This is a genomic window from Paenibacillus sp. FSL R5-0923, assembly GCF_038009145.1.
GTDB lineage: Bacteria > Bacillota > Bacilli > Paenibacillales > Paenibacillaceae > Paenibacillus_AQ.
In genome coordinates, this window is sequence record NZ_JBBPAT010000001.1 from 159,758 (window position 1) to 182,830 (window position 23,073).

The following is a 23,073-nucleotide window of genomic DNA, read 5'->3' on the forward strand; positions in this document are numbered from 1 at the left end:
GCCGTTTCTCGTAGAAATATAAGGATGATGTATAATGTGAAACTTATACTTTCTTATATTCTAGAAAGCAAGATATCCCTGCCCGATTCTAGTAATCTGGCAGGGATATTTACTATATTTATTTGTTCGCTAGTTTCAGTAGATCCATGTTCAGCTTCAACACATTGACCCGTTCTTCACCAAACAACCCTAAGTCACGACCCTCGGTATGCTTATTTACGAGCTCTTCCAGCTGCGATGCAGGAATACCGGTTAAATTGCTAATCCGAGGAATCTGCACCATTGCTGAAGCTGGTGTGATATGCGGATCAAGCCCCGAACCCGAGTTGGTGACCAAATCAACTGGCAATTTGTTCACGGGCACATCCGGATTATCGAGCTTCCACTGCGTAATGAAATCCTTTGTCCGCTGCAGCATATCCGGATTGGATGGAGCGTAGTTATTGGACCCTGAGGCTTCTGCTTTATACTCAATACTAGACACACGACCATGAAATAGTCCTGGGTTCGTAAAGTTCTGCCCAATGAGTTCCGAGCCTACAACTACTCCAGCATCATTCTTAAGCAAGCTGCCGTTCGCTTGCGACGGCATTAGAACCTGGGCAAGCGCTGTAGTTGTCAGAGGATAGATCACTCCGCAGAGAACAATAAATACTAAACTTAGTCGCACAATAATAAAGAAATAAGCACCTTTCGATGATGATAACTGCTCTTCAGTGTCCTCCATGGAGTTTCCGTTATTCACGATGCTCTCACCCTTTCAATGATTAGTCAACACGTCGTTAAATCCATACACTTACGATCATATCAATGAGCTTGATGCCCGCAAAAGGAACTACCACTCCGCCTAGCCCATAGATAAATATATTGCGTCCAAGCAGCTTCGTAGAGCTCATAGCTTTATACGACACACCCTTCATAGCCAGTGGGATGAGCAGCGGAATAATAATCGCATTAAATATTAAGGCGGATATTATAGCCGAGCTTGGCGAGCCTAGTCCCATTACATTCAGGGCTTCCATTTCAGGAATAGCGAGCATGAACATCGCCGGAATAATGGCGAAATACTTCGCGATATCATTCGCGATACTAAAGGTTGTTAACGCACCCCGCGTCATCAGCAGCTGTTTACCAATCGCCACGACCTCAATAATCTTCGAAGGGTCAGAGTCCAAATCGACCATATTTGCTGCTTCCTTAGCAGCTGTAGTACCGCTATTCATGGCTAAGCCCACATCAGCTTGTGCAAGGGCAGGGGCATCATTTGTACCATCCCCAGTCATCGCAACCAGCTTGCCCTCGTTCTGTTCGCGGCGAATAACTGCTATTTTATCCTCAGGTGTACTTTCCGCGATGAAATCATCTACCCCCGCTTCACGGGCAATCGTAGCTGCGGTCAGCGGATTGTCACCCGTACACATGATGGTCTTGATCCCCATTTTCCGCAGCTCATCAAACCGCTCTTTCATGCCTGGCTTAACGGTATCCTTCAAGTAAATAAGTCCATAGATCCGATTGTCTACCGCAACCGCTAACGGGGTCCCCCCCATCCGGGCGATGGCATCAGAATTACTGTCGAGGTTCGCGGGAATGACACCGCCTTTCGACTGTACCCATTTCTTCACGGAGTCTACCGCACCTTTGCGTACGCAGCGTCCATCTTGCAGGTCAATACCACTCATCCGAGTTTCGGCCTTAAACTCTACGAATTCGCCACCTTCAGCAAGCTTGCTGTCATAGCTGCGTTCCAGCTTTTTGGCCAGCTCAATTACAGAACGTCCCTCAGGCGTCTCATCCTTTAGGGAACTGATGGCCGCCCATGCCGTAAGCTCCGCTTCGGATTCATTTCCGACTGGTACAAATTCACTCGCCATCCGGTTCCCAAAGGTAATCGTACCGGTCTTATCTAGGATCATCGTATTAATATCGCCAGCAGCCTCAACGGCCTTACCCGACATCGCGAGTACATTAAACTGGGTCACCCGGTCCATACCCGCTATTCCGATTGCGGATAGCAGTCCCCCGATAGTTGTCGGGATCAGACAGACCAACAAGGCGATCATGACGGGAATATCAAGATCAACACCTAGATAAGTTGCAATCGGCCGCAAGGTTACTACTACAATCAGGAAAATCAGCGTCAGACTGATCAAAAGCGTATTTAGCGCGATTTCATTAGGTGTCTTCTGACGTTTCGCCCCTTCAACGAGGGAAATCATCCGATCTAGAAACGACTCACCAGGATCACTAGTAATTCTGACTTTGATCTCATCACTGACGACCCGCGTGCCGCCTGTAACGGAACCAAAGTCCCCACCAGCTTCCTTAATTACAGGTGCAGATTCACCTGTAATCGCTGATTCATCTACGGAAGCCAGCCCTTCAATCACTTCACCGTCACCAGGGATGAGTTCACCCTGACTGACGATGACGATATCCCCTTTACGCAGTTCGGAGGAGGATACTGTTTTCACCGACCCTCCAACCAGTTTGTTAGCTGTGATATCTTGTTTTGTTTTTTTGAGCGAATCGGCTTGGGCTTTACCCCGGCCTTCCGCCAGTGCTTCAGCGAAGTTCGCAAACAGCACTGTAAATAGCAGAATGAACAACACTGTGATATTGAAGCCTTTCGATTGCTCTGCATTAAAATATCCAGGAGCCAGCACCATGAGGAGGACAATGATCGTACCGACCTCTACCACGAACATGACTGGATTTTTGATTAGCGTTACTGGGTTAAGCTTTATAAAACTATCCTTTACAGCGCTAAGGAGTATGGGTCCCGTCAGCAGCTTTTTTCTTTTTACAGTACTCATCTTATTCTCCCTCTTCCTACCGTAAGGTTAGATATTCTGCAATGGGGCCGAGTACAATGACCGGCAGGAACGTCAACGCACCGATAATCACTACTGTACCAATCAGAATTCCCGTAAACAGTCCATTGTCTGTGCGGAACGTGCCAATCGTCTCAGGAACCGGCTTCTTCTTAAGCAGAGAACCTGCTACCGCCAGCATTGCAATGATAGAGACATAACGACCTAGCAGCATGACAATCCCAGTTGTGACATTCCAAAAAGTTGTATTGTCTGCAAGCCCTTCAAATCCTGAACCATTGTTCGCGGCAGAAGAGACATATTCATATAACACTTGGCTGAGTCCATGGAATCCAGTGTTCGTAATTGCCCCTTGCCCCAAATCGGTCAGGAACGCAGCTGCGGTTGGCACAAGGATAATGAACGGATGCACAAGGATCGCAATGGCAATCAGCTTCATCTCCTTGGCCTCTATCTTCCGTCCGAGGAACTCCGGTGTCCTGCCGACCATCAGACCGCACAGGAAGACACCCAGAATCGCATACATCAGCATATTGATCAGTCCGACACCTTTACCACCGAAGACATTGTTGAGCATCATCAGTGCAAGAGGCGTAATACCTCCCAGCGGCGTCAGCGTATCATGCATATTGTTAACACTACCTGTCGTAGCTGCGGTTGTTACTGAAGTAAACAAGGAAGACTGCGGTATGCCGAAGCGTACCTCTTTACCTTCCATGCTACCTTGTGAAGATTCGATTCCTAGTGCATTGATCGCCGGATTACCTTTTGATTCAGCATAGAAGTTTAGGCTTAATAGCAGAACAAATAAGGTCATCATTGCGGTAAAAATTACCCAGCCCTGACGTTTGTTCTTGGCAAACAATCCGTACATATAAGGGAGCGAAGCTGGCAGCATCCACATAGAGAGAATCTCCAGAACGTTCGTAAGTGGATTAGGGTTCTCAAAAGGATGTGATGAATTGGCTCCGAAGAAGCCGCCACCATTGGTACCCAAATGCTTGATCGATTCCAGAGAAGCTACTGGACCGATAGCGATTTGTTGCGTTTGTCCCTCTAGTGTAGTGACTTCAAGTGATGGCTTGAGCGTTTGTGGCACATGTAGTCCTACGAGTACCAATGAAACCAGCAGAGCTAGAGGAATGAATACACGAATATGTGCTTTAACGAAATCCTCGAAGAAGTTCCCGACTGATTTCCGTCCTGTGATTCCTCTGACAAAGGCAACCGCAACAGAAAATCCGCTCGCTGCAGACGTGAACATCATCATCGTGATGACAGCCATTTGTGAAAAATACGAAAGTCCCGTCTCCCCGCTGTAATGCTGCAGGTTTGTATTAGTCATAAAGCTGATCACCGTATTGAACGAAAGCGTCTGTTCCATATCCGCAATTCCATTCGGATTTAGCGGTAATCCCCGCTGCAATCGAAGAAAGATATAACTGAAAGTAACCAGTACGATATTCGTTAAAACAAAGCTAAGCGCATACTTTTTCCAGGACATACCGTCCCGTTTTTTCAGGCCGATCAGCTTATAAATTCCTTTTTCCATGCCTCCAAACCATCGATCCGTACGGTTCGGTTCATTAGAAAATACATAATATAAATACGTGCCCATCGGCTTAACCAGCAAGATAAGAATTACGATTACAGCAACTATTTGCAAAATGCCCATGAATGCCCCTCCTTAAAATTTCTCCGGATGAATCAATGCGTAAACCAGATATACAAACAACAGTAGGGTAACAGCGATTACTAGAATCACAACTTATCCCTCCCTGTATCCTCAACTACACCTGCGCACCAGCGCATAAATCCATAAAACAACCCGTAAATTACAGCTAACGAAGCTACCATATACAGATCCATCATATCTCCCGCACTCCTTCTTTTATCCTTGATGAGGTGATTTATCGATTAGAAAATCAGCATCACCACTGTGGGAATAGATTACATAACTTGCACCAAGTCTTTTATAGACCAATCTAGGATTTATTGAGCTTGTGATTACAAAAATCGGCTGCGTCGTCCAAGTGCGGCACATCTGAATGTAGCGGCAGCATAACGTAAAGCTGCTCTCGAACAGATATACCCGTCCTACCGGGAACGGCGGGCGAAACCAAGTATTCTGATGGCGGGTATCAACTAGAACGACTTGTTCAATCCCCATCTCTTCGAGTAGGGCCTTCTCAGGCAAGTTGTTGGTCAATCCGGCCATCTTAATGCCTCTGAATTTTAGAAGCTTAATAAAATGTTCGCCTGCCTTCGTTGGCGCACATACCAGTACATATTCATTCTGATCTGTCATCTCTTATTCTCCTCAAATGCTTTGCTTGTAAGATCAGAGCTTGATCACCCTGATCTTGAAAGAAAAGCTACCGCTAATGATGAATATAACGACCTCTTCGTGAGGTTTTCCATAAATGCTTTGCTTAAAAAAGCACAGCAAAAAGCCACAAAGGATTCTCCTCTGTGGCTCGCTAGCGGTCACATTGCACTCATCCTCTCTCCATACGCTTACGAGGTTAGCTGTCGGATTCGGGCGGTGAGAGTCGCCCTACCTGTATAGATGCGAGCTCACTCGCATCTTCTACAGGATTCACCCCATAACCGGCTTCCGACTCTCACATCGTCTGCCGATTGTTGGTTCCCCCGCTTTCCTTATCGGAAATTAAGCGGATCAAATATTCGATTGTTGTTGAAACAGGAGTAATCATACCCTTATGCAGGAAGAATTGTAAAACCTGATTGATGCCAAAATAATGCAAATTAAAAACTATTTTCGCGTTGGATAGCGCTTACTTGATATCCAATCTCTCTATATCTCTTGTTTACTCGAGTTTTAATCCATTAGCGAAAAGCGGGCATACCATGTGATTTTATTCACCACAAATGTAGAAATCTCAAAAAATCGCCTTTATAGGTAAGAAAACAAGAAGTCGAGATTAAGCGAGGAAGAAGCCCGATAACTCGCAATAAATACCTATTTGGTTCCCTTTTCCGTCGTAGTAGGCAGGATTTGGTTTAAATCGCGCTCAAAAGAACACTTTCTGTTTTTACAGAAACACCTTGAAAAGAGTATGATTCGGGTTGAATCTATTTCACAAAATACATTCAACGCTGAGTTCCTGTATTTGCAGGGAACGGGGGAACCATCAGGCCACATGGCCTACTTGGGGTGAATCCGAAGGAGACTGTTCAAGTCTCACATAGGTAGGGCGACTCTCACCGTCCGAATCCGACAGCTAACCTCGTAAGCGTAAAGAGAGAGACCCTTGATCCGCCACGCTTTGGCACAGGTATGTGTATACCTGTATTCCAAAACCGCAGCAGAGGTCCTCCTCTTGCTGCGGTTTTTGCGTTACCTGAATCTATAGGGTGATAGCATGCTGGACGGGGTGAAAGGAATGAAACACTATTATTGGGGAACTCAGCAAGGGCTACTTGAGCCGATAAGTCTAAATTATGTTTGCTTTGGAGCGTTGTGGTTCGAAGAGGATCATCACAGAACTATTGTCGGCTATGCTTTTGGTCAGAAGCAGATTGAATCACTTCGCCATTTCAGCAGCCCATCTACCTGTGAATACTGTATGGACCGAACAATTATATACGAAATATATAAAAATATCCGAGAAAAGCAACAGCTGCAGGATTGGTCAGCACACCAACGTTTTCCGTGGCTCACCGCTTTTAAGGAACCGTGGAAAGACGTTGCAGTCGGTTGGTACGTAATGAGATCCCGCAACACCTTTCCCTTACATTTATCCGTTATACGCAAACAGAAATTCCGACTATGGCTGGAGCATGCCGCAGTCTGTGAGAATGAAGCTGAAATGCTCGCCTGTATAGAGAAGGCTAACGTCATTCACCATGTAAATCTTAAGCTTTTGGAAACCTAAGGAGGAGAAACCTGTCATGGACCAGCGAAGACTATCTCGCATAGAAGTATTCGTCTTTGATTCACCAGAGCCTATTCACTATGGAATGGAGGCTGATCAAGACAGCCGTTATGGCATCCTGAAACTTACCTGTAAAGGAGGTAGCAGCTGGGGGGCATGTCTTATCTCTGCCAATACCAAAACTTTCGACCTTATTAAATGGAGTTCTTTTCTCAGAATGATATACCATTGCCGGCTAGAGGAAGCGATAGATAAAGTACGTACCCATGGTTCAGAGTGGGATCAGACTCAGTTTGAGCTAGTGCAAGGTGCTTTACAGGATTTAAGAGCCAAGCTGCAGGGTAAATCCTTGGCAGGGCACATTGAGCAAGGTCGTCTGTACAGAGCTGTCGCTGGTGGGAGAGATTCCAAAGGAGGGCGGCTATATTATAAACCATCCAGTGTTGCGCTTCAAAAACATAGTTATCCAGAACCTGATACCGCCGAGCTTATCAACAAATCCATTTCTTACTTTTCTATACTATAGGTTCATCCCATAACCCATTCTGAAAGGATCGTGTTTATCATGCCTGACCCCTTACCTGCCGAATCCCCCCGTAGAACTATATTTGCAGAGTGTGTTCAAAAGTGTACGAATGATATCTATACGCTCAGTTCCATGTTGTTACAACAATCAGCAGAAGCCGAGAAGGTTACTATCCGTACTTTTAAAGAGCTTCATAAAATATTCCGTCAAAAAAGCTTTGACAGCCAGCTATTCTCTATCGAAGCTTACCGCTCTTGTATCCGACAATGCGCCGATTATTACGCACGCCGCTCTCTCCTGTCTGCCAAGGCATTGCCTTGGGAGGAACAGCTTATAAAAACGATGTGGTATGGCCTAAAGCTATCTTTACCTCAAATAAGCATCATCCTGCAAAAGAGTGTTCCTGTACTAAAAGCGCAGCTTAGGCGTGTGCGGGAGCAACTGACTGCTCCAGAGGATTTGCTGCCTAGTGGTAATCTATCCGTTGTCTAATCCCTCAAAAGGAAAGACATTTGAGTGTACGGAGCATATATTGGACTCAGGAGCCCTGGAGTCCGCAACTATCTTCCAAATAACTTTTACGATACGTACACAAAAAATAAAAAAGCCACGGCATCTGCCGCGGCTTCCTTATTTCCTACTATTACGCTTTACTCTTACGCGCCTTACCGTACATCCACAATCCCGCAATCATCCCCACCATGGCAATCCCAGTCAATACACCCTGAGTGAAATCCATTAAAGCGGACCCATTGGTCGAGAGCATTCTACTAACCGTAGCCAGAGATACCGAACTCATTAAAAGCATCATATTGTATTGTTCACTTTTAGTCATGATTACCACTCCTTAAAAGTTTATATGAAGCCACTTAGATCTTGTAAGCCTTCATCGCTTTTCTGATCTCTTTAATACTTGGACGTTTGCCGTACATCAATACGCCTGTGCGATAGATCTTGGCAGCCAACCATCCAAAGATGAACGTGGTAACAAGCAGGATGGCTAATGATACAATAACTTGCCAGATCGCTACTTCACCAACACCAATTCGGAGCAGCATGGTCAATGGAGAGGTGAAAGGCACATAACTCGCTACCTTAACCAGCAGAGTATCCGCATTAGAGATACTGAATAGTGGAACATAGAATGCTACGAAGCCTAACATCATAATCGGCATAACCGCTTGGCCAAGATCCTCTGTACGGCTGACAATCGAACCTACAGCTGCATACATCAAGGCATAGAGGAAATAACCTAGTACATAAAGAACAATTCCATAAAGCAACAAGTTAATATTAAGCTGGCCTAAATCCAGGTCTAAATCTTTCAAAATCGTTGCATTATGCGGAAGCTTAAGATTGACAACTACCGCTGCGATAATGACGCCAATTTGTAATAATCCTACTAAGAAGACACCGATAACTTTACCGAACATTTGCGCTAAAGGTGAGGCGCTTGTAATCAGAATCTCCATGATCCGTGAGCTCTTCTCCGAAGTAATCTCAGCTGCGATCATATTACCGGTCATCATGATAGACATGAAGAACAGCATAAGCATGGCGTATACAATGACGTAATTAATAGGTGGAGCGGATTCCTGCGATGCATCCTTATCTCCCGCAGTCCCATCAGGGTTGAGCTGCTGAGTAGCTATCTGTACCGGTGTTGACATAGCAGCAATCTGCTCCTGCGTCAGCTTGTCGCCAACGATGAACTGGGTGTTGGCCTGCTGAAGGGCATTTTGGAGATAGATTTGCACATCGCCCTTCAATTCACCATTTTCACTATGATAAGTAACGGGTGGAAGTCCTTCGCCAGTAGGTTCTGCAAAAGTAACGTACCCCTCTACAGTCCCTTCATCTAAAGCTTTCTTTAGCTCCGCATCGTCGGCAGAAGTATATTGCACAACTTTTGCCTGCGGCATTCCTTCAGGTGAAGTATATGCCTTCAACAACTCTGCAGCCTGATTTCCCTCTTCCGCGATCACAGCAATTTGAGTCTCTGCGTTTGTTTTAGAATCACCCTTAAACTGATCGATGATGTACGGAAGATTCATCCCAATGCTGAGCAGCAACACTAGAATTAATGTAGTAATCATGAATGATTTCGTTCTCACTTTATTTTTAAAGGTAAAGCCAATAATTGTCCCCATCTTATTCATGAGATTCACCCACCGCTCTGATAAAGATTTGATTTAATGTTGGTTCCTTAATTTCAAAATGCTCCACTTCACCCTGTGCCATCGCCTGCTGTAGGATACGTTGTGCTGCGCCGATCTCACTGATTGACAACAGATAACCTCGCTCCTGTCGCTGTACTGCTGTTACACCTGCAATTGATTCTAGACCGGTCACTTCGTTATCCGTACGCAACAATACTTGTTCACGAGGATACCCACTCTTAATCGTACGAATATCGCCCTGCACGACAGTATTGGAACGATCCAAAATCGTAATATTACGGCAAAGCTCTTCAACATGCTCCATCCGGTGAGTAGAGAATAAGATACTCGTTCCTTGATCACGTAATTCTTTTACCGTATCTTTCAGTAGTTCCACGTTAACAGGGTCCAAGCCACTGAAGGCTTCATCAAGGATGAGAATTTGCGGCTTATGAACGACTGCGGCGATAAAGCCCATTTTCTGCTGATTCCCTTTGGAGAGCTCTTCAATCTTCTTATTGTAATAATCCGGAACCTCAAACCGATCGAGCCAGTAGCGAAGGCTCTTATCTGCATCACTAGCCGACATCCCGCGCAGACGTGCCAAGTAGACGATTTGATCGCTTACCTTTACCTTTGGATATAATCCTCTTTCTTCGGGTAGATAGCCCATGGTTTGCTGAAGTTCGCTGTTATACGGCTTTCCATTATACAAAATATTCCCGCCATCAGGGTAAATTAGGCCAAGCACCATGCGCATTGTGGTTGTTTTTCCTGCACCATTTGCCCCCAGTAATCCGTAAATTTCCCCCTTGCCTACCGTTAGGTTAATTCCGTTTACAGCGGTTTTTTCTCCATATTGCTTCATTACACTTTCCAGCTTTAAGGCTTCCATTTCTCTAGTCCCCTCTCTTGTGATCAATCAGGATAGGACGGTGTCCCTGTGTCCATAAACCCAATATTTCGTCCAATTCTAAACTGCGACTCTTGATAACCTTTACGCCCAAGTCCTGAATGCGTTTCTCGTTCTTAGAAAATTGTTCTATGATAAAAGAAGCTACACCCGGTGTATCCATGGTAAAGTTTATACCTCCCGGTAATTCCGCTGATAACTCAGCAAGCTCCTCTTCACCTGCAACCTGTACCCATACCTCGGTCCAAGTACCGAATAAACTGTCTTTCTCGGCCATACCCAGCAGTTCACCTCTATGCATAAGCACGATATAATCTGCCAACCGCCGCACCTCTTCCACAATGTGTGTGGAGATGATGATCGTAGCGTTGTTCTCATCCATATATTTAAGAAGCGTCTCGATCATAATCTTCCAGGCAAAGGGATCAAGACCTGATGAAGGTTCATCCAATAGCAGCAGACTTGGGCGTGACGCAAGTGCTGCGGCAATTTCGAATTTCCGACGTTCACCCTTTGACATCTTAGAAAGCCTCATATGATATGGAACCTCAAAGCGATCCATTAGATCCTGAAAATACGACTCATCCCAGTTCGGATACCAATGCTGTCGAAATTGAGCTGCCTCTTCTGCATTCCAGTGGTTCTCCTCAGTAATCGACGTCTCAGGAACATAGGCAATGTTCTGCCGCAGCTCCAGAGGCAACCCGCTATTATACCTGTTCTCAAACCAATATATCTCGCCTTCCTCTGGATTGGTCAGCTGCATCAGGAGATTCAGTAGCGTGCTTTTGCCAGATCCATTCTGACCTACCAGGGCTGTAATATATCCTTTAGGCAGATTCATGGTCAGCGGTCCTATCGTCTTGTTTCGCCGTTGTTTAAGTACATTCCGCAATTCTATAGCCATCTGTACCATATGAGCATGCGCCCCCCCTTTCATTCCTTTGCTCTATACTTGCGTTCTACAATCTCCATAAAAATCTGCTCAAGTTCATCCTTGCTGCAATGTATCGATCGGCCGATATCCACAGCACTTTCAAGTGCTTTGCCTACCGTGTCCCGTTTGTATTCTTCCATTGCTCCGTCGCCTACATGGGATACAAAGGTACCTGTTCCTTGTCTTGTTCGCAGCAAACCTTCTTTCTCCAGATCCTGATATACGCGCCGCACTGTAATTACACTGCATTTCAGATCTCCTGCGAACTCACGAATCGAGGGCAGTAGCGTACCTTCTGTAATGACTCCGCTAATGATTAAGGATCTAAGCTGAGTCTCTATCTGATGATAGAGGGGCTCTGCACTATTTTCGTTGATTTGTACCGGTATCCACATTATTTACACCTCGCCTTCCACTCTAGCGTGCTAGAGCGCAGTCCTTGCCATTCCGATTTTTTATACGAGATTGCGACTCTTCAGTCGATGTATAGTCCATTTAGAGAATAACTGCACAGATATTGTCCCCAGCAGAAGTGACCCCCACATGATCGGAGATAACAGCCCCCACTCCTTGGAATAGGAGATACTGTATAAAAACAAATTGCCTCCCCCAAGTGTAACTAGGAATGATATTCCCCACGATAACACTACGATAAGCAATGTTAGCCATAGATAAGCTTTGCCGCTAAAAAGATACTCAATAAAAATATATAGACCTGAGACCATGAATCCGAAGCCGAGCCATGTAATGGCAAAAGCTATATACGAGGGAACCGCCAGCTCTGTCCGGAAATTTCCCCCTAACAAGTAAACAATACCGAAGAATAACGTACCATTTAGAATAAAGGAGCCTACCCCCTGAAGTTTTCTCCGCGATAGTATTACTGCAGCTGGAATCGGTAAGGTTCTTAAGTAAACCAACATTTTTGTGTAAGAGTCTTCACTCCAATATTTCATGGAACGGCGAGAGAATGTTAATCCCAATAAGGGTATAAAGGAGAGGAATAAGAAATCTGTTATCATCGTCCGATCCTGCTCACCTAGTACGTCATTTGCTACTAGGCTAGTCATTCCACCAAGATAACACATAAAAATAACTGTTATTACGAGGGTCCCTAATATCTTTAATTTGTCTCCGCGAAAATCAGAGCGCAACATAAACCATGAATCTTTTAATGTTCTCATTAAAACTAACCTCGCTTTACAATGTCTTCAGCGTCTAGCAGAAGCAGGTGTTCATATCCCTGTGCTTACTGTATATATCTATATACACAGTATATGCCCTTAATTTACCATTGTCAATCCTGTAAATGGAAAACATTCAAGTTGATTAGGAGGTATGCGCTTCCCCCCTTTGGAGAAGGCTTTGCACGTATGGGAAACTGATCATTATCGGGATTAACTAATCAGAGGATTAAACATAACTTATGGAGAGGTTGAATGTGAGCGAGGGACGCGGAGTGAGGTCAGCCTCATTGTTACTTCGCCAACGGGTTGTAGGTGTAGGGCCAGTTGTTGCGGCTCGGTGGGGTGATTGAAGGGCGGGAGCGACTCCTCGGTGGTTGTGACCACTAATGGATGCGACCGCTCAATCGATGCGAAGGCTCGACGGGTGCTACTGCGAGTGGATGTGATCGCTAGGTGGGTGTAACTGCTAGTAGAAGCAACAATTAGGGAAAACCTCCCTCTAATTACTTGGATTTAGCCTGAAATCACCGTTTTTAGGGAATTCCTCCCTATAAATTCACCCATTTCTGCGTTTTAGAGCTTAAACGGTTAAAATACAGGGAGGAATTCCCTAATTACCGATTTTCGAGCTCAAAACTTATCTTTTTCAGGGAGGTTTTCCCTAAACACTTCCCCAACTCCATAAACTAAAATAAGCCCGCCATCCATCATCCCTATTTAGGAACGAGCAGATGCACAGGCTTATTTCATTACTATTCACACAAATTCACGTACGATTCGCACGCATATTCACATGCTCTTTTCACATGCCAAATCACAAGCTCTTTTCATGCAACTATCTTACGCGCCCAAAATAACTTCCCACACTGGCTTGGTGTGTCCACCTGGATACAGAACATAAAGCAGCACATACACCATAACGCCAGTAATCGCAGTAATGAACCAGATTATAGATGTTACTCTGCCCCACTTACGGTGCTTGGAGTACTTCGCCTTAAACCCAAGAGTTAACGTAGTAAGTCCGAATACCGCAGCTACCGTTGCCAGCACGATATGGAAGATCAGAAACACTTGATAAATCGTCTGAAGTTCATCCGGTCCGCCCCATGAGGTGTTTCCCACGAACAACGTTCTAGATACATAAACAATAAAAAACAGGAGCGCAGCGATTGCGGCAGCAATCATCGTCTTCTTGTGCGCCTCGCGTTTGCCCTTAATGATGAGCCACCAGCCAATAGCTACGAGCACCGCACTGAGCACGATGAACGATGTGCTAATAGTTGGAAACACCGTAAAAATATCCATGATTCTCCTCCTTGGCAGTCTACCAGTTATGCACGGGTCAAGGTGCTCTCCTCGAGTGCTGAGGAAGGCGTCGATAATTCATCGCCCTCTTGTCCGTTCTCTTTTTTATACCAATGATAGAACACATAAGCAAGCATAGAGGCAAAAATAAATTCCTGAATGAACTTCATCGCGATACCTCCCACCTGCTGATCCACTTTTGGTGACAACAATGAAAAGAACGCAGGACCCCCAAAATTCTGAAGTAAGGCAGAAGGATCACCCGATATACAATAGCCCATGGCAAGTGCCCAAGTCTCCGGATCACTGTAAGTAGCATAGAGCGGTTGATCTGCAAAAATAATCAGTCCGCATGCTGGTGTCAGCAATACCATGTTTAGAAAAATAAACCCAATCTTGCCCAGTCCACTCGCCATTCGGCGCTCCGGTAGCGGATTGATCAATGTCCACCACATTAAGGCAGCTGTTAGGAATAAAACAATATAGTAGATTCGGTGAACGGTAAAATGAAGCATCACATAATCATGGATAACAGGAATATGGTACAAGGAAAATAGTCCATTAAACAGCAAAGCAGCTACCACCGGTCGAGCTAAAAAAGACAACCGGCGAAATGGATTTACTCTCAATATGCTGCGCCAGATAAAATCTGGAATCCCCAGCATAATCAGCGGCACCGCCACTAGGTATGACAAGGCCATACTAACCATGTGGAAGGAAAACATCATATGTCCTAATAGACTAACAGGACCGCCTTGTGCCAGATAAAGCGCAAGCATTCCGCACACAAATAGTGCTCTTCGCCAGAACGGAACCGGAACTGAATCGGCATGACGTCCAGCAATCGGACCAATCCAAACGAAATAACCCGCCGTCAGCAGCAGCATGACCGCCAGAAAAAGCGGGCTCCATAGTTCTGCAAAGCTAAAATATTGTAATCCGAGCATAACCCTAACCCCTCCTAGCGCAGGATCTAGTTAAACACCAAAAAGAGGGGGCATCTCAGCCCGCCTCTTTCTTTATAGTCCGTTAATTCCACCAAACCCAATACAGCGACATAATAATACAGGTACCGGCGGTAAAAAAACCACCCAGCATGAAAATAATCGGTATTAGATGTCCTTTATCTTTCAGGTGCATCCAGAAGCCCATCTGTACAATGACCTGAATGACTGCCATCACCAGTAGTAGAATAACCGCAAAGGTGGCATTCACCCCTCCAGCCGCAACAGCGGCGAAAGCAATTAAGGTCAAGACAATGGACAGTATAAAGACAACAATATGCCTCTGTGGCCCTTCATGCCGATGACGATGCTTATACCCGTCGTTCTCTGGCACATGCTGATCTGTCGTCATAGTGTCTAGCCCACCTTTCCAAGTAGGTATACAACCGTAAAGATGAAGACCCATACCACATCAATAAAATGCCAGTACATGGCTGACACATACACTTTTGGTGCAGTAACTACGGTTAATCCTTTACGCATGAGTTGCCCAATCAGGATGGCGATCCATGCAATCCCGAAAGCTACGTGCGCACCGTGGAATCCTACTAATGTATAGAATGCCGAACTAAATGCACTTGTAGTCATTCCGAAGTCTTCGTGTCTCACATATTGAGTAAACTCATAGATCTCCAGAATCAGGAAGCCAAGACCTAAGACTACAGTTACCAAAAGCCAGTTACGAAGCACAGCCGGACGGTTCCTATGCATCGCTTGGATAGCGAATACACTCGTCAGACTGCTTACCAAAAGAATGAATGTTGCAGCAGCTACAAGCGGCAAGTGAAACAGTTCATTCGCCGATGGCCCCTCATTCGTCTGATTACGCAATGCGAGGAACGTAGCGAACAACGTACCGAATAATACTGCTTCCCCACCTAGAAATAACCAAAAGGCAAGAACCTTGTTTCGTCCTTCGAGCGTAGCTTTTTCCGGCTCGTGAGGAAATTCTTCCTTAGAAGCTTCTGCATGTGCCGTTGTCATGTCCGCTCACTTCCTTCCAGCTCTTCAGGTTCAATATGCCATCCATGATCATCATACAGCGAACGCAACAGCATAGATCCAAACGTAATGATAAGACCGATGGCTGTAACGATATAATTATTAAACATAAAGCTCATAAAGGCGTTGCCGAAGTCATCCCGACTAAACATAAAGCCCAGTCCAGCGATGAAAATCCCAACAGACATAGTGAACGGCAATATGGTTGCAGACGGCATATGAATCGAACCAACGGGTTCAGCCGGAGTCATGCCTTTATTTCCTGCCATCTTTTCTTTCCAGAATGCATCAATTCCACGGATAAGCGGGGTTTGCTTGAAGTTATATTCTGGCGGTGGCGAAGAAATCGTCCATTCTAGTGTACGTCCATCCTCCCACGGATCATCAGCTGCATCCATTGGCTTTCTTGAAGTTAGGAAGACATTGACTAAGAAAATAATCGTACCGACAGCCATCAGCCCAGCACCAATTGTACTGACTAAATTCAGCAAATCGAATTGCTGATTCGGCAAATACGTAAATACCCGACGTTGCATCCCCATGAGTCCAAGAAAATGCTGTACAAAGAATGTCAGATGGAATCCGATGATAAACGTCCAGAAAGTCCATTTGCCCAGCTTCTCACTTAGCATCCGACCAAACATCTTCGGCCACCAGTAATGCAGACCTGCAAACAGGCCAAGCACCAAGCCGCCCACAATAACGTAGTGAAAATGCGCTACAACAAAATACGTATCATGGAACTGAAAGTCAGCAGGCGCAGAAGCCAGCATGACGCCAGTGACGCCACCCATCGTAAAGGTAGGAATGAATCCTGCCGCGAACAGGTTTGGTGTCGTGAAACGTACTTGCCCTCCCCACATCGTGAACAACCAGTTAAAAATCTTGATTCCTGTCGGAACCGCAATCAACATCGTTGATACAGAGAACAATGCGTTAGCTACCGGCCCAAGTCCGGTAGTGAACATATGGTGAGCCCAAACCATGAAGCCCAAGAAGGCAATCAGGATGGTAGCGAACACCATTGAGCTATATCCGAACAATCGCTTCCGTGAAAAAGTCGGGATAACCTCCGATATAATTCCGAAGGCAGGCAGAATGAGGATATATACTTCTGGATGACCAAATATCCAGAAGATATGTTGCCAGAGCACCGGATTACCCCCAGCCCCAACCTCGAAGAAATTGGCTCCAAGTATCCGGTCGAATGTCAGCAGTACTAAACCTACTGTAACTGCTGGAAATGCAAACAAAATAATTGCGGAAGTAATAAATGTAGTCCAAGCAAACATCGGCATCCGCATGTAGGTCATTCCCGGCGCGCGCATCGTAATGATCGTGGCTAGAAAGTTAATCCCCCCGATGAGGGTACCTAATCCGGCAATTTGAAGACCAATCGTATAAAAGTCTACACCGTGTGTAGTGCTGTATGTACTCGTAGATAGTGGGGTGTAGGAGGTCCATCCGGCATCAGGAGCGCCACCCATTATCCAGCTGAGATTCAGTAGAATTCCGCCGAACAGGAAGGTCCAGAAGCCAAGTGCATTTAGAAAAGGAAAGGCTACGTCACGTGCACCGATTTGTAGCGGTATGACGGCATTCATTAAGGCGAAGATGATTGGCATGACGCCGAGGAATATCATCGTCGTACCATGCATGGTAATAAGTTCATTAAACGTTTGGGCATCCAAAAAATTATTCATTGGCTTGATGAGTTGCCAGCGAATCAGAAGTGCTTCAATTCCGCCGATACCAAAAAATAATCCTCCGGCCCATAGGTACAAAATTGCGATTTTTTTATGATCGACGGTTGTTAGCCAATCCATAAGTCCTGTATGGCGCTTCACACTGTGGCCATGCCCCAGAGGCTTGGATGAATTCAAGGTATGCGCTGCTTGAGCCAAAGTTCGTACCCCCTTTTTCGAAAGTTCCGCCCGCCTTTAGGCTAAGGCATTAGTCCAGCTTATAGTTGGCCAGATACTCAGCAATGCCATCAATCTCCGCATCACTTAGGCCTAGATCTTTGGGGTTAGGCATCAGATTGCCCGGTTTTACGGATTGTGGATCATGCAGCCATGTTTTGAGATTCTCCTCAATTGGTGCACCATCCTCCCTCGTGTCGTCGTTGAGCAGGATCCCTGCAATCGACTCCCGAGAACCAATTCCGGTCAAGTTCGGCGCATTATTAATCCCTTGATCACCTACAGCGTGGCAAGTCAGACACGCCGCTTTGAACTTCTCAGCTAAAGCAGGATCCTCTGGCAGCACAGCTACGGGTGCTTTCATCGAATCTAACCACTTCTGAAAATCTTGTTCACTAACCGATTTCACCTTAAATTCCATGAATCCATGAGACGGCCCGCATAGTTCCGCACATTTACCACGGTAAACGCCTTCATTAGGTGCACTGAAGCTGAAGCGGTTAATCGTCCCGGCTGGGTTGGTGTCGATTTTACCGGAAAGGGAAGGGACCCAGAAGGAGTGCAGCACGTCTTTAGTCTCCAGTTCAAAAGCAATATCTTTGCCCACTGGAATAATCAGATCCTGCGCTGTAGTCACCTTGTAATCGGTATACTCAAATTCCCACCAATATTGGTGGCCGGTTACTTTAACCTTAATCGCATCCTTGTCATTGGCATGATCATCTCCTGCGGCGAACACTGCTTTCACCGTTGGAACTGCCAGTACCACTACGAGGATAAGCGGAATGACCGTCCAGAGAATCTCAAGCTTGATGCTACCCTCAACCTGCTCAGGGATTTCATTCTGACCCGGCTTTCGACGGAAACGGATCAGTACATAAGCTGCAATCGTAAAGACAATCAGCAACACGACGATCATAATACTGATCGACAGCTCCATTAATCCATAAGACATTTCCGCCTGAGGCCCCTGTGGTCTGAGCACTGACAAGTCCTCACGGCCGCACCCGGCAAGAAAGAGACCAAACATAGCGGTCATGGGAAGGAGTCGCTTTACAGCCTGCCACGTTTTCATCATTGATCTACCCCGCTTTTCCCGATTTCGTAGGTTCCTGTTTTTTTCTGTCAATTATAACAATCACTATTAATATAAGTTTAAGGGAAAGTTTTGTCAATCGTTCACAACTAGTTCACATTGTAATTTTCGACATAATAATTCCTTGTCCCACCTGCATTTATGCGCATTTTTTGAAAACGCAATCAAATAAAAAATGATCGTTAAAGCGCATTCATTGTGAAATGTGTCTATTAATTCATTTGACTATTTTATGAGAGACAATATTTCTTATTCATAAATGTACAAACAAAAAAAACCGATTCCTGCAACAAACGCTGCTCGGGCACGGTTTATAAGAATCCTCGTGGATGTTATTACTCAAAATGATGTCAAAAGTAAGTGACACTCGTATCTGTTAGCTAGGAGACGGATGAATTCATCTTTACCAGCTCATGCTCCACGACCATGGTCAGTTCTTCTTCATAGCCTCCGGTAATCCGATATTTTCGGACGTACTCCTTTACGAATTTCTTGGGATCTTTGGGCCGGAAAATACGTGTCATTTCCCGTAAACTTTCCTTGACTTCGTTATGACCTTTACTTGCCATGATCAGTTCCCTCCCAAAACATTGAAAATGAATGCTCCGTTGTAGAGAATGCATGATGAAAAGTACGCCGTAACCTCGAATGCAAGTGAAGTAACCATTACACATACGTGGCTTGCATTATCCGCCAAAACGTAAAATTCAAAGCTTCAAAGCCTTGAGATACTAGTTCGCCGGTGAAGCAGGTTCGTCGTGATTTGGGCTGAGAGTAAGGACGCCTGTTGAACGAAAGCTCCTTGACACTTTTATTACCCGAAGAGCCACTTACTGAATCACCCCTTTCGGGCCTTATCGTTATATTGTATCATATTCCGGTCCAACTTCCACCTTTCCTTGTAAAATGTGCTAATTGGAAAATTTTTATTTTTTTACAATGTTCTTCGTAAGTCATATTGCTCGTGTCGGGTTAAAATACAATATGCTCTATAGCAGGCCACACCTAGCACATACCACAGCAAGAAAAGGAGATCATTATGGGCCAACCTACACCATTACTGACTTCATCTTATAACGTAGTTCCCGCGATGACTACCGCGCTACCCGAGGAAACTGCAACGCGCCGTGAGGGTCTTGAACAAGCTGATTATGCTATTCAGAAAGAATATCCAAAGATGCATAGTATGCTTATTGCTCGCTATGGCAAGCTCATCTTTGAACGTTATTACGGCAACCATCATGCCGGGGCATTAAATGATCTTCGATCTGCGACTAAAAGCTTTATCAGCGCAATTACCGGAATCGCTATCGATCGGGGAGATATCCCTGATATCGATGTCTCGGTTTCCAAGGTACTTCGTAAACATGTTCCATACCTGCACTCCCCTCATTTATCAAAAATCACTCTCCGTCATCTGCTTACCATGACTTCCGGATTTAGCTGGATCACGGGCAAGAAGCTGGGGGAGCCTTTCGTCCGGAATCTCCATCGTAGTCGCCGCTGGGGTTCCTTTGCTCTTAGTATGAACATAATTCCGGAACATATCGGTCAATTTCAATACCGTAGTATCGACACCCATCTGATTTCGATGATCCTTAGTGAATCTACAGGTCTCGATGCATTCACCTATGCTGCTGAGCATTTATTTAGCCCTCTCCGAATGACTCACACGGCTTGGTTACCGAGTCCCGAAGGACATAGTATGGGGCATATTGGTTTGTACTTAAACTCAAGAGATATGGCTAAATTTGGTATGTGTCTGCTTAATAACGGCGTATTTGCGAAGCAGCAGATCATTCCGAAGCATTGGCTGCAAGAAGCACTAACTGCACAGACTACGGGATACCCGGCTTTTGGAGATTACGGATATCAGTTCTGGGTGGGTACGATGAGCGGCCAACCCTACAAGCTTGCCCACGGTCATGGCGGACAGCAAATCCTTATCCTACCCAATTTAGATGCGGTTGTGGTCTTTACAGCAGAGAGTAAGACAAACAATTGGAAGAGCCCCCGCAAGCTGTTGGAAAAGTATATTATACCCACAATGAGCTAAACATACTTTTTCCTGACAAGTCATAGGCTTTTAAGGAAGAAGGAGTAGCGAACTAACCCCCTTCTTCTCCAAGTAGAAGGAGAGTGAACCCTTTGTCCCCTTTCAAATCATCCACCGGATTGCCCGATAATATTGCGGGCGCGCTGTGCTATTTTTTCCCTTTTATCGGCGGCGTGGTCTTTCTCGCTCTGGAGAAACGCAACCGCTTCGTGCTGTTCCACGCGTTGCAATCACTGCTTACGTTCGGCGTGCTGATGATTCTCCATGTCCTAACCGGATTTATCCCTTTTCTCGGTTCTCTGTTGAGTGCAATCCTTTCTCTTTGCAGCTTTGCTATATGGCTGCTTATGATCTATCAAGCTTTAAGCAGCAGATGGTATAAGCTCCCTTGGGTTGGGGATATCGCAGAAAGTCAGATTCGGCATCTATAAACACCGCTGAACTAACACCTCTTATCGCTGAAAAGTATTCCCTTTTGCCCATCCACTCCTTACAATGGAAAGACGGGCATCAACGGAATTCTACAGGCTGGAGGAATTTAAATGTATCTATTCATCATAAACCCGCGTTCCGGCGGGGGCGCAGGCGGGCGGACCTGGCATACTGTAGAGGCGCTCATGAAAGAGCGGATGCTGCCATATATGACCTTGTTTACGCATAGCGCAGAGGGTGCAGAAGCCCTCGTTCTAAATACAATTAAACACCGTGAGGACTGGAAAGCCGCGATCGTAATCGGCGGCGATGGCACGCTGCACAGCATTTTGGGTGCCCTTCGTGGCAAAGATATTCCTATGGCAATCATCCCTGCCGGCTCCGGTAACGACTCCGCACGCGGCTTCGGCATTCCGCTTTCGACTGAAGCCGCGCTGGAAGCTGCACTTAGCGAACGGTATATCGAAGCCGATCTGATCTCAGGCGCAAACGGACTGACTTTAACAGCCGTTGCCAACGGCTTTGATGCTCAGGTGGCCGAGAATGTGAATGCCAGCCGTTACAAACGGCTGTGCAATGCCATTGGCGCAGGCCAACTGGCTTATATCATCGGCATATTGCATACGCTGATGACGTTTAAGCCATGCCGGGTGAGTGTTGCGTGCGACGGGACGGAGCACGTCTTTGAGAAGGCATGGCTGGTCTCGGTCTGCAACCTGCCCAGCTACGGCGGCGGGCTCTTGATCTGCCCGCAGGCGAAGGCCGATGACGGCCAGCTCGACGTCTGCGTCGTGCACGGGTGCAGCCGCGGGCAGCTGCTGCGGCTGTTCCCAACGGTACTGAAGGGCAAGCATGTAGCGTTGCCCTTCGTGTCGATGCTGCGTGGACGTAGCGTAGCCGTCAACTTCGCAGAGGCCCGGCCGGCGATCGGCGATGGCGAGAGCTTCGGCAAAGGGCCTCTTGCCGTGCGCTGCGAGCCTGGATCGCTGCGGGTGCTCTCGCCGCTGGCGGCGGTTAGCGCGCAGCGCCACGCCGATCCTGCAGCGGCATGCGGTAGCAACAGGTAATCCATACCCGTGCATCACAAAAAAAAACAGCAAGAGACAGGCTTATAAACCTGTCTCTTGCTGTTTTGTGTTAACTTCATCCGAATCTACACCAAAGAGTCTTAGCTAAGTAGCCCTTCCTCTTCTTCCACGAAAGAGATTCTTCCGTCCTCCAGTGAAGCGATCCGCACGAGTGATTCTACCCGGTAACCAGCTTCCTGCAGTAACCGATTTCCTGGCTGGAACGCTTTTTCGATCACGATACCAATCCCAACCACACTTCCTCCTGCCTGCTCAACAATACGAGCAAGTCCGAAGGCGGCTTCGCCATTCGCCAGAAAATCATCGACAATCAGAACTCGCTCACCCGGAGCAATGAACTTCTTGGAAACGGTAATTTCATTCGTTTCTTTCTTCGTGAAGGAGTAAACCTTTTCTACATAAATATCCTCTGTCAGCGTCAACGATTTCTGCTTACGGGCAAAAATCAGCGGAACCTCCAGCTCTAATGCCGTCATAATCCCCGGAGCAATTCCCGAAGATTCAATCGTCAGTACCTTCGTAATCTCTTCGCCGGAAAAACGGCGGGTAAACTCACGGCCAACCTCACGCATTAGAAAGGGGTCCATCTGATGATTCAGAAAAGAATCTACCTTGAGCACGCCTTGCCCGAGTACAATACCTTCTTTTAACACCTTTTGTCTCAACAGCTCCATAGTGCTCCTCCTTCCCCCATCAATGAATCCTTTCTCCCC

25 protein-coding genes and 2 riboswitches are annotated in these 23,073 nt (G+C 46.1%); of the genes, 6 read left to right on the forward strand and 19 right to left on the reverse strand.

The features are described 5' to 3' along the window. Window positions 1–118 precede the first annotated feature (118 nt). The 5 genes from kdpC to MKX35_RS00750 form a co-directional block, all read right to left on the reverse strand. Window positions 119–727, reverse strand: coding sequence for a potassium-transporting ATPase subunit KdpC (kdpC, locus tag MKX35_RS00735; RefSeq protein ID WP_076300181.1), 609 nt, complete (start codon window positions 725–727; stop codon window positions 119–121). Window positions 728–782: 55 nt separating this feature from the next. Continuing rightward, window positions 783–2,816 carry a potassium-transporting ATPase subunit KdpB gene (gene kdpB / locus MKX35_RS00740; RefSeq protein ID WP_076300141.1) on the reverse strand — a complete coding sequence of 678 codons (2,034 nt, stop codon included), beginning with the start codon at window positions 2,814–2,816 and terminating at the stop codon, window positions 783–785. A 16-nt stretch (window positions 2,817–2,832) separates the two neighbouring features. Further along, on the reverse strand, window positions 2,833–4,509 hold the full coding sequence (kdpA, locus tag MKX35_RS00745) for a potassium-transporting ATPase subunit KdpA (RefSeq protein WP_076300140.1): 1,677 nt from the start codon (window positions 4,507–4,509) through the stop codon (window positions 2,833–2,835). A 12-nt stretch (window positions 4,510–4,521) separates the two neighbouring features. Beyond that, on the reverse strand, window positions 4,522–4,599 hold the full coding sequence (gene kdpF / locus MKX35_RS31800; RefSeq protein ID WP_076285959.1) for a K(+)-transporting ATPase subunit F: 78 nt from the start codon (window positions 4,597–4,599) through the stop codon (window positions 4,522–4,524). A gap of 126 nt (window positions 4,600–4,725) precedes the next feature. Next, window positions 4,726–5,142 (reverse strand): hypothetical protein, encoded by a 417-nt coding sequence (locus MKX35_RS00750; RefSeq protein WP_076285918.1) that lies wholly within the window; start codon window positions 5,140–5,142, stop codon window positions 4,726–4,728. Between the two features lie 190 nt (window positions 5,143–5,332). Next, a riboswitch (cyclic di-AMP (ydaO/yuaA leader) is annotated at window positions 5,333–5,522 on the reverse strand. 420 nt (window positions 5,523–5,942) lie between these two features. After that, window positions 5,943–6,108: riboswitch (cyclic di-AMP (ydaO/yuaA leader) on the forward strand. A 133-nt stretch (window positions 6,109–6,241) separates the two neighbouring features. Between MKX35_RS00750 and MKX35_RS00755 the strand changes: the two genes are divergently transcribed. The 3 genes from MKX35_RS00755 (at window position 6,242) to MKX35_RS00765 (ending at window position 7,751) form a co-directional block, all read left to right on the forward strand. Continuing rightward, window positions 6,242–6,733, forward strand: a complete 492-nt coding sequence (locus tag MKX35_RS00755) for a hypothetical protein (protein ID WP_143759525.1) — start codon at window positions 6,242–6,244, stop codon at window positions 6,731–6,733. 16 nt (window positions 6,734–6,749) lie between these two features. Then, window positions 6,750–7,259 (forward strand): hypothetical protein, encoded by a 510-nt coding sequence (locus tag MKX35_RS00760; protein WP_076285920.1) that lies wholly within the window; start codon window positions 6,750–6,752, stop codon window positions 7,257–7,259. Window positions 7,260–7,391: 132 nt separating this feature from the next. Further along, entirely contained in the window at window positions 7,392–7,751 is a 360-nt protein-coding gene (locus MKX35_RS00765) for a hypothetical protein (protein ID WP_143759524.1), read from the forward strand. A 151-nt stretch (window positions 7,752–7,902) separates the two neighbouring features. Here the strand turns inward: MKX35_RS00765 and MKX35_RS00770 are convergent, their stop codons facing one another. The 13 genes from MKX35_RS00770 to MKX35_RS00830 all read right to left on the reverse strand — a co-directional run bounded on the left by MKX35_RS00770 (window position 7,903) and on the right by MKX35_RS00830 (window position 19,353). Beyond that, window positions 7,903–8,094 carry a hypothetical protein gene (locus MKX35_RS00770; RefSeq protein WP_042123819.1) on the reverse strand — a complete coding sequence of 64 codons (192 nt, stop codon included), beginning with the start codon at window positions 8,092–8,094 and terminating at the stop codon, window positions 7,903–7,905. A gap of 34 nt (window positions 8,095–8,128) precedes the next feature. Further along, the gene (locus tag MKX35_RS00775) at window positions 8,129–9,418 is read right to left on the reverse strand and encodes an ABC transporter permease (RefSeq protein ID WP_076285923.1); all 1,290 of its coding nucleotides are present in this window, start codon (window positions 9,416–9,418) and stop codon (window positions 8,129–8,131) included. Then, window positions 9,411–10,313, reverse strand: a complete 903-nt coding sequence (locus tag MKX35_RS00780) for an ABC transporter ATP-binding protein (protein WP_076285924.1) — start codon at window positions 10,311–10,313, stop codon at window positions 9,411–9,413. Before MKX35_RS00780 ends, MKX35_RS00775 begins: the two co-directional genes overlap by 8 nt. Before the next feature lie 4 nt (window positions 10,314–10,317). Then, window positions 10,318–11,247, reverse strand: coding sequence for an ATP-binding cassette domain-containing protein (locus tag MKX35_RS00785; RefSeq protein WP_076285925.1), 930 nt, complete (start codon window positions 11,245–11,247; stop codon window positions 10,318–10,320). Window positions 11,248–11,267: 20 nt separating this feature from the next. Continuing rightward, window positions 11,268–11,663: a GntR family transcriptional regulator gene (locus tag MKX35_RS00790; RefSeq protein WP_076300138.1), complete on the reverse strand. Its 396-nt coding sequence runs from the start codon at window positions 11,661–11,663 to the stop codon at window positions 11,268–11,270. 60 nt (window positions 11,664–11,723) lie between these two features. Then, the gene (locus MKX35_RS00795; RefSeq protein WP_076300137.1) at window positions 11,724–12,452 is read right to left on the reverse strand and encodes a hypothetical protein; all 729 of its coding nucleotides are present in this window, start codon (window positions 12,450–12,452) and stop codon (window positions 11,724–11,726) included. An 843-nt stretch (window positions 12,453–13,295) separates the two neighbouring features. After that, complete coding sequence (locus tag MKX35_RS00800; protein ID WP_042123812.1) at window positions 13,296–13,760, reverse strand: DUF420 domain-containing protein; 465 nt, start codon at window positions 13,758–13,760, stop codon at window positions 13,296–13,298. A gap of 26 nt (window positions 13,761–13,786) precedes the next feature. Next, on the reverse strand, window positions 13,787–14,707 hold the full coding sequence (ctaG, locus tag MKX35_RS00805) for a cytochrome c oxidase assembly factor CtaG (protein WP_076300136.1): 921 nt from the start codon (window positions 14,705–14,707) through the stop codon (window positions 13,787–13,789). An 82-nt stretch (window positions 14,708–14,789) separates the two neighbouring features. Then, complete coding sequence (locus MKX35_RS00810; protein WP_042184535.1) at window positions 14,790–15,116, reverse strand: cytochrome C oxidase subunit IV family protein; 327 nt, start codon at window positions 15,114–15,116, stop codon at window positions 14,790–14,792. Window positions 15,117–15,121: 5 nt separating this feature from the next. Further along, the gene (locus MKX35_RS00815; RefSeq protein WP_076300135.1) at window positions 15,122–15,748 is read right to left on the reverse strand and encodes a cytochrome (ubi)quinol oxidase subunit III; all 627 of its coding nucleotides are present in this window, start codon (window positions 15,746–15,748) and stop codon (window positions 15,122–15,124) included. Next, window positions 15,745–17,592 carry a cytochrome c oxidase subunit I gene (gene ctaD / locus MKX35_RS00820; RefSeq protein ID WP_076285960.1) on the reverse strand — a complete coding sequence of 616 codons (1,848 nt, stop codon included), beginning with the start codon at window positions 17,590–17,592 and terminating at the stop codon, window positions 15,745–15,747. Before ctaD ends, MKX35_RS00815 begins: the two co-directional genes overlap by 4 nt. 127 nt (window positions 17,593–17,719) lie before the next feature. After that, window positions 17,720–18,766, reverse strand: a complete 1,047-nt coding sequence (gene coxB / locus MKX35_RS00825) for a cytochrome c oxidase subunit II (protein ID WP_076285929.1) — start codon at window positions 18,764–18,766, stop codon at window positions 17,720–17,722. Between the two features lie 398 nt (window positions 18,767–19,164). Further along, window positions 19,165–19,353 (reverse strand): hypothetical protein, encoded by a 189-nt coding sequence (locus tag MKX35_RS00830; RefSeq protein WP_042123803.1) that lies wholly within the window; start codon window positions 19,351–19,353, stop codon window positions 19,165–19,167. A 470-nt stretch (window positions 19,354–19,823) separates the two neighbouring features. Between MKX35_RS00830 and MKX35_RS00835 the strand changes: the two genes are divergently transcribed. The 3 genes from MKX35_RS00835 to MKX35_RS00845 all read left to right on the forward strand — a co-directional run bounded on the left by MKX35_RS00835 (window position 19,824) and on the right by MKX35_RS00845 (window position 22,339). Next, window positions 19,824–20,840, forward strand: a complete 1,017-nt coding sequence (locus MKX35_RS00835; RefSeq protein ID WP_076285930.1) for a serine hydrolase domain-containing protein — start codon at window positions 19,824–19,826, stop codon at window positions 20,838–20,840. Window positions 20,841–20,932: 92 nt separating this feature from the next. Further along, window positions 20,933–21,271 (forward strand): DUF4870 domain-containing protein, encoded by a 339-nt coding sequence (locus MKX35_RS00840; protein ID WP_060626766.1) that lies wholly within the window; start codon window positions 20,933–20,935, stop codon window positions 21,269–21,271. Between the two features lie 111 nt (window positions 21,272–21,382). Next, the gene (locus tag MKX35_RS00845) at window positions 21,383–22,339 is read left to right on the forward strand and encodes a diacylglycerol/lipid kinase family protein (RefSeq protein WP_076300134.1); all 957 of its coding nucleotides are present in this window, start codon (window positions 21,383–21,385) and stop codon (window positions 22,337–22,339) included. A gap of 101 nt (window positions 22,340–22,440) precedes the next feature. Here the strand turns inward: MKX35_RS00845 and MKX35_RS00850 are convergent, their stop codons facing one another. After that, on the reverse strand, window positions 22,441–23,034 hold the full coding sequence (locus MKX35_RS00850) for a xanthine phosphoribosyltransferase (RefSeq protein ID WP_042123794.1): 594 nt from the start codon (window positions 23,032–23,034) through the stop codon (window positions 22,441–22,443). Between the last annotated feature and the right edge of the window lie 39 nt (window positions 23,035–23,073).

Bases quoted from the DNA above. Each gene is read 5' to 3' on its own strand.
- MKX35_RS00845 (WP_076300134.1), top strand. From the start codon at position 21,383: ATGTATCTATTCATCATAAACCCGCGTTCCGGCGGGGGCGCAGGCGGG.
- MKX35_RS00770 (WP_042123819.1), bottom strand. From the start codon at position 8,094: ATGACTAAAAGTGAACAATACAATATGATGCTTTTAATGAGTTCGGTA.
- coxB (WP_076285929.1), bottom strand. From the start codon at position 18,766: ATGATGAAAACGTGGCAGGCTGTAAAGCGACTCCTTCCCATGACCGCT.
- MKX35_RS00795 (WP_076300137.1), bottom strand. From the start codon at position 12,452: ATGAGAACATTAAAAGATTCATGGTTTATGTTGCGCTCTGATTTTCGC.
- kdpA (WP_076300140.1), bottom strand. From the start codon at position 4,509: ATGGGCATTTTGCAAATAGTTGCTGTAATCGTAATTCTTATCTTGCTG.
- MKX35_RS00760 (WP_076285920.1), top strand. From the start codon at position 6,750: ATGGACCAGCGAAGACTATCTCGCATAGAAGTATTCGTCTTTGATTCA.
- MKX35_RS00835 (WP_076285930.1), top strand. From the start codon at position 19,824: ATGGGCCAACCTACACCATTACTGACTTCATCTTATAACGTAGTTCCC.
- kdpC (WP_076300181.1), bottom strand. From the start codon at position 727: ATGGAGGACACTGAAGAGCAGTTATCATCATCGAAAGGTGCTTATTTC.
- MKX35_RS00790 (WP_076300138.1), bottom strand. From the start codon at position 11,663: ATGTGGATACCGGTACAAATCAACGAAAATAGTGCAGAGCCCCTCTAT.
- MKX35_RS00775 (WP_076285923.1), bottom strand. From the start codon at position 9,418: ATGAATAAGATGGGGACAATTATTGGCTTTACCTTTAAAAATAAAGTG.
- ctaG (WP_076300136.1), bottom strand. From the start codon at position 14,707: ATGCTCGGATTACAATATTTTAGCTTTGCAGAACTATGGAGCCCGCTT.
- MKX35_RS00750 (WP_076285918.1), bottom strand. From the start codon at position 5,142: ATGACAGATCAGAATGAATATGTACTGGTATGTGCGCCAACGAAGGCA.
- MKX35_RS00765 (WP_143759524.1), top strand. From the start codon at position 7,392: ATGTTGTTACAACAATCAGCAGAAGCCGAGAAGGTTACTATCCGTACT.
- MKX35_RS00785 (WP_076285925.1), bottom strand. From the start codon at position 11,247: ATGGTACAGATGGCTATAGAATTGCGGAATGTACTTAAACAACGGCGA.
- MKX35_RS00830 (WP_042123803.1), bottom strand. From the start codon at position 19,353: ATGGCAAGTAAAGGTCATAACGAAGTCAAGGAAAGTTTACGGGAAATG.
- MKX35_RS00850 (WP_042123794.1), bottom strand. From the start codon at position 23,034: ATGGAGCTGTTGAGACAAAAGGTGTTAAAAGAAGGTATTGTACTCGGG.
- kdpB (WP_076300141.1), bottom strand. From the start codon at position 2,816: ATGAGTACTGTAAAAAGAAAAAAGCTGCTGACGGGACCCATACTCCTT.
- MKX35_RS00800 (WP_042123812.1), bottom strand. From the start codon at position 13,760: ATGGATATTTTTACGGTGTTTCCAACTATTAGCACATCGTTCATCGTG.
- MKX35_RS00755 (WP_143759525.1), top strand. From the start codon at position 6,242: ATGAAACACTATTATTGGGGAACTCAGCAAGGGCTACTTGAGCCGATA.
- MKX35_RS00780 (WP_076285924.1), bottom strand. From the start codon at position 10,313: ATGGAAGCCTTAAAGCTGGAAAGTGTAATGAAGCAATATGGAGAAAAA.
- ctaD (WP_076285960.1), bottom strand. From the start codon at position 17,592: ATGGATTGGCTAACAACCGTCGATCATAAAAAAATCGCAATTTTGTAC.
- MKX35_RS00815 (WP_076300135.1), bottom strand. From the start codon at position 15,748: ATGACAACGGCACATGCAGAAGCTTCTAAGGAAGAATTTCCTCACGAG.
- MKX35_RS00810 (WP_042184535.1), bottom strand. From the start codon at position 15,116: ATGACGACAGATCAGCATGTGCCAGAGAACGACGGGTATAAGCATCGT.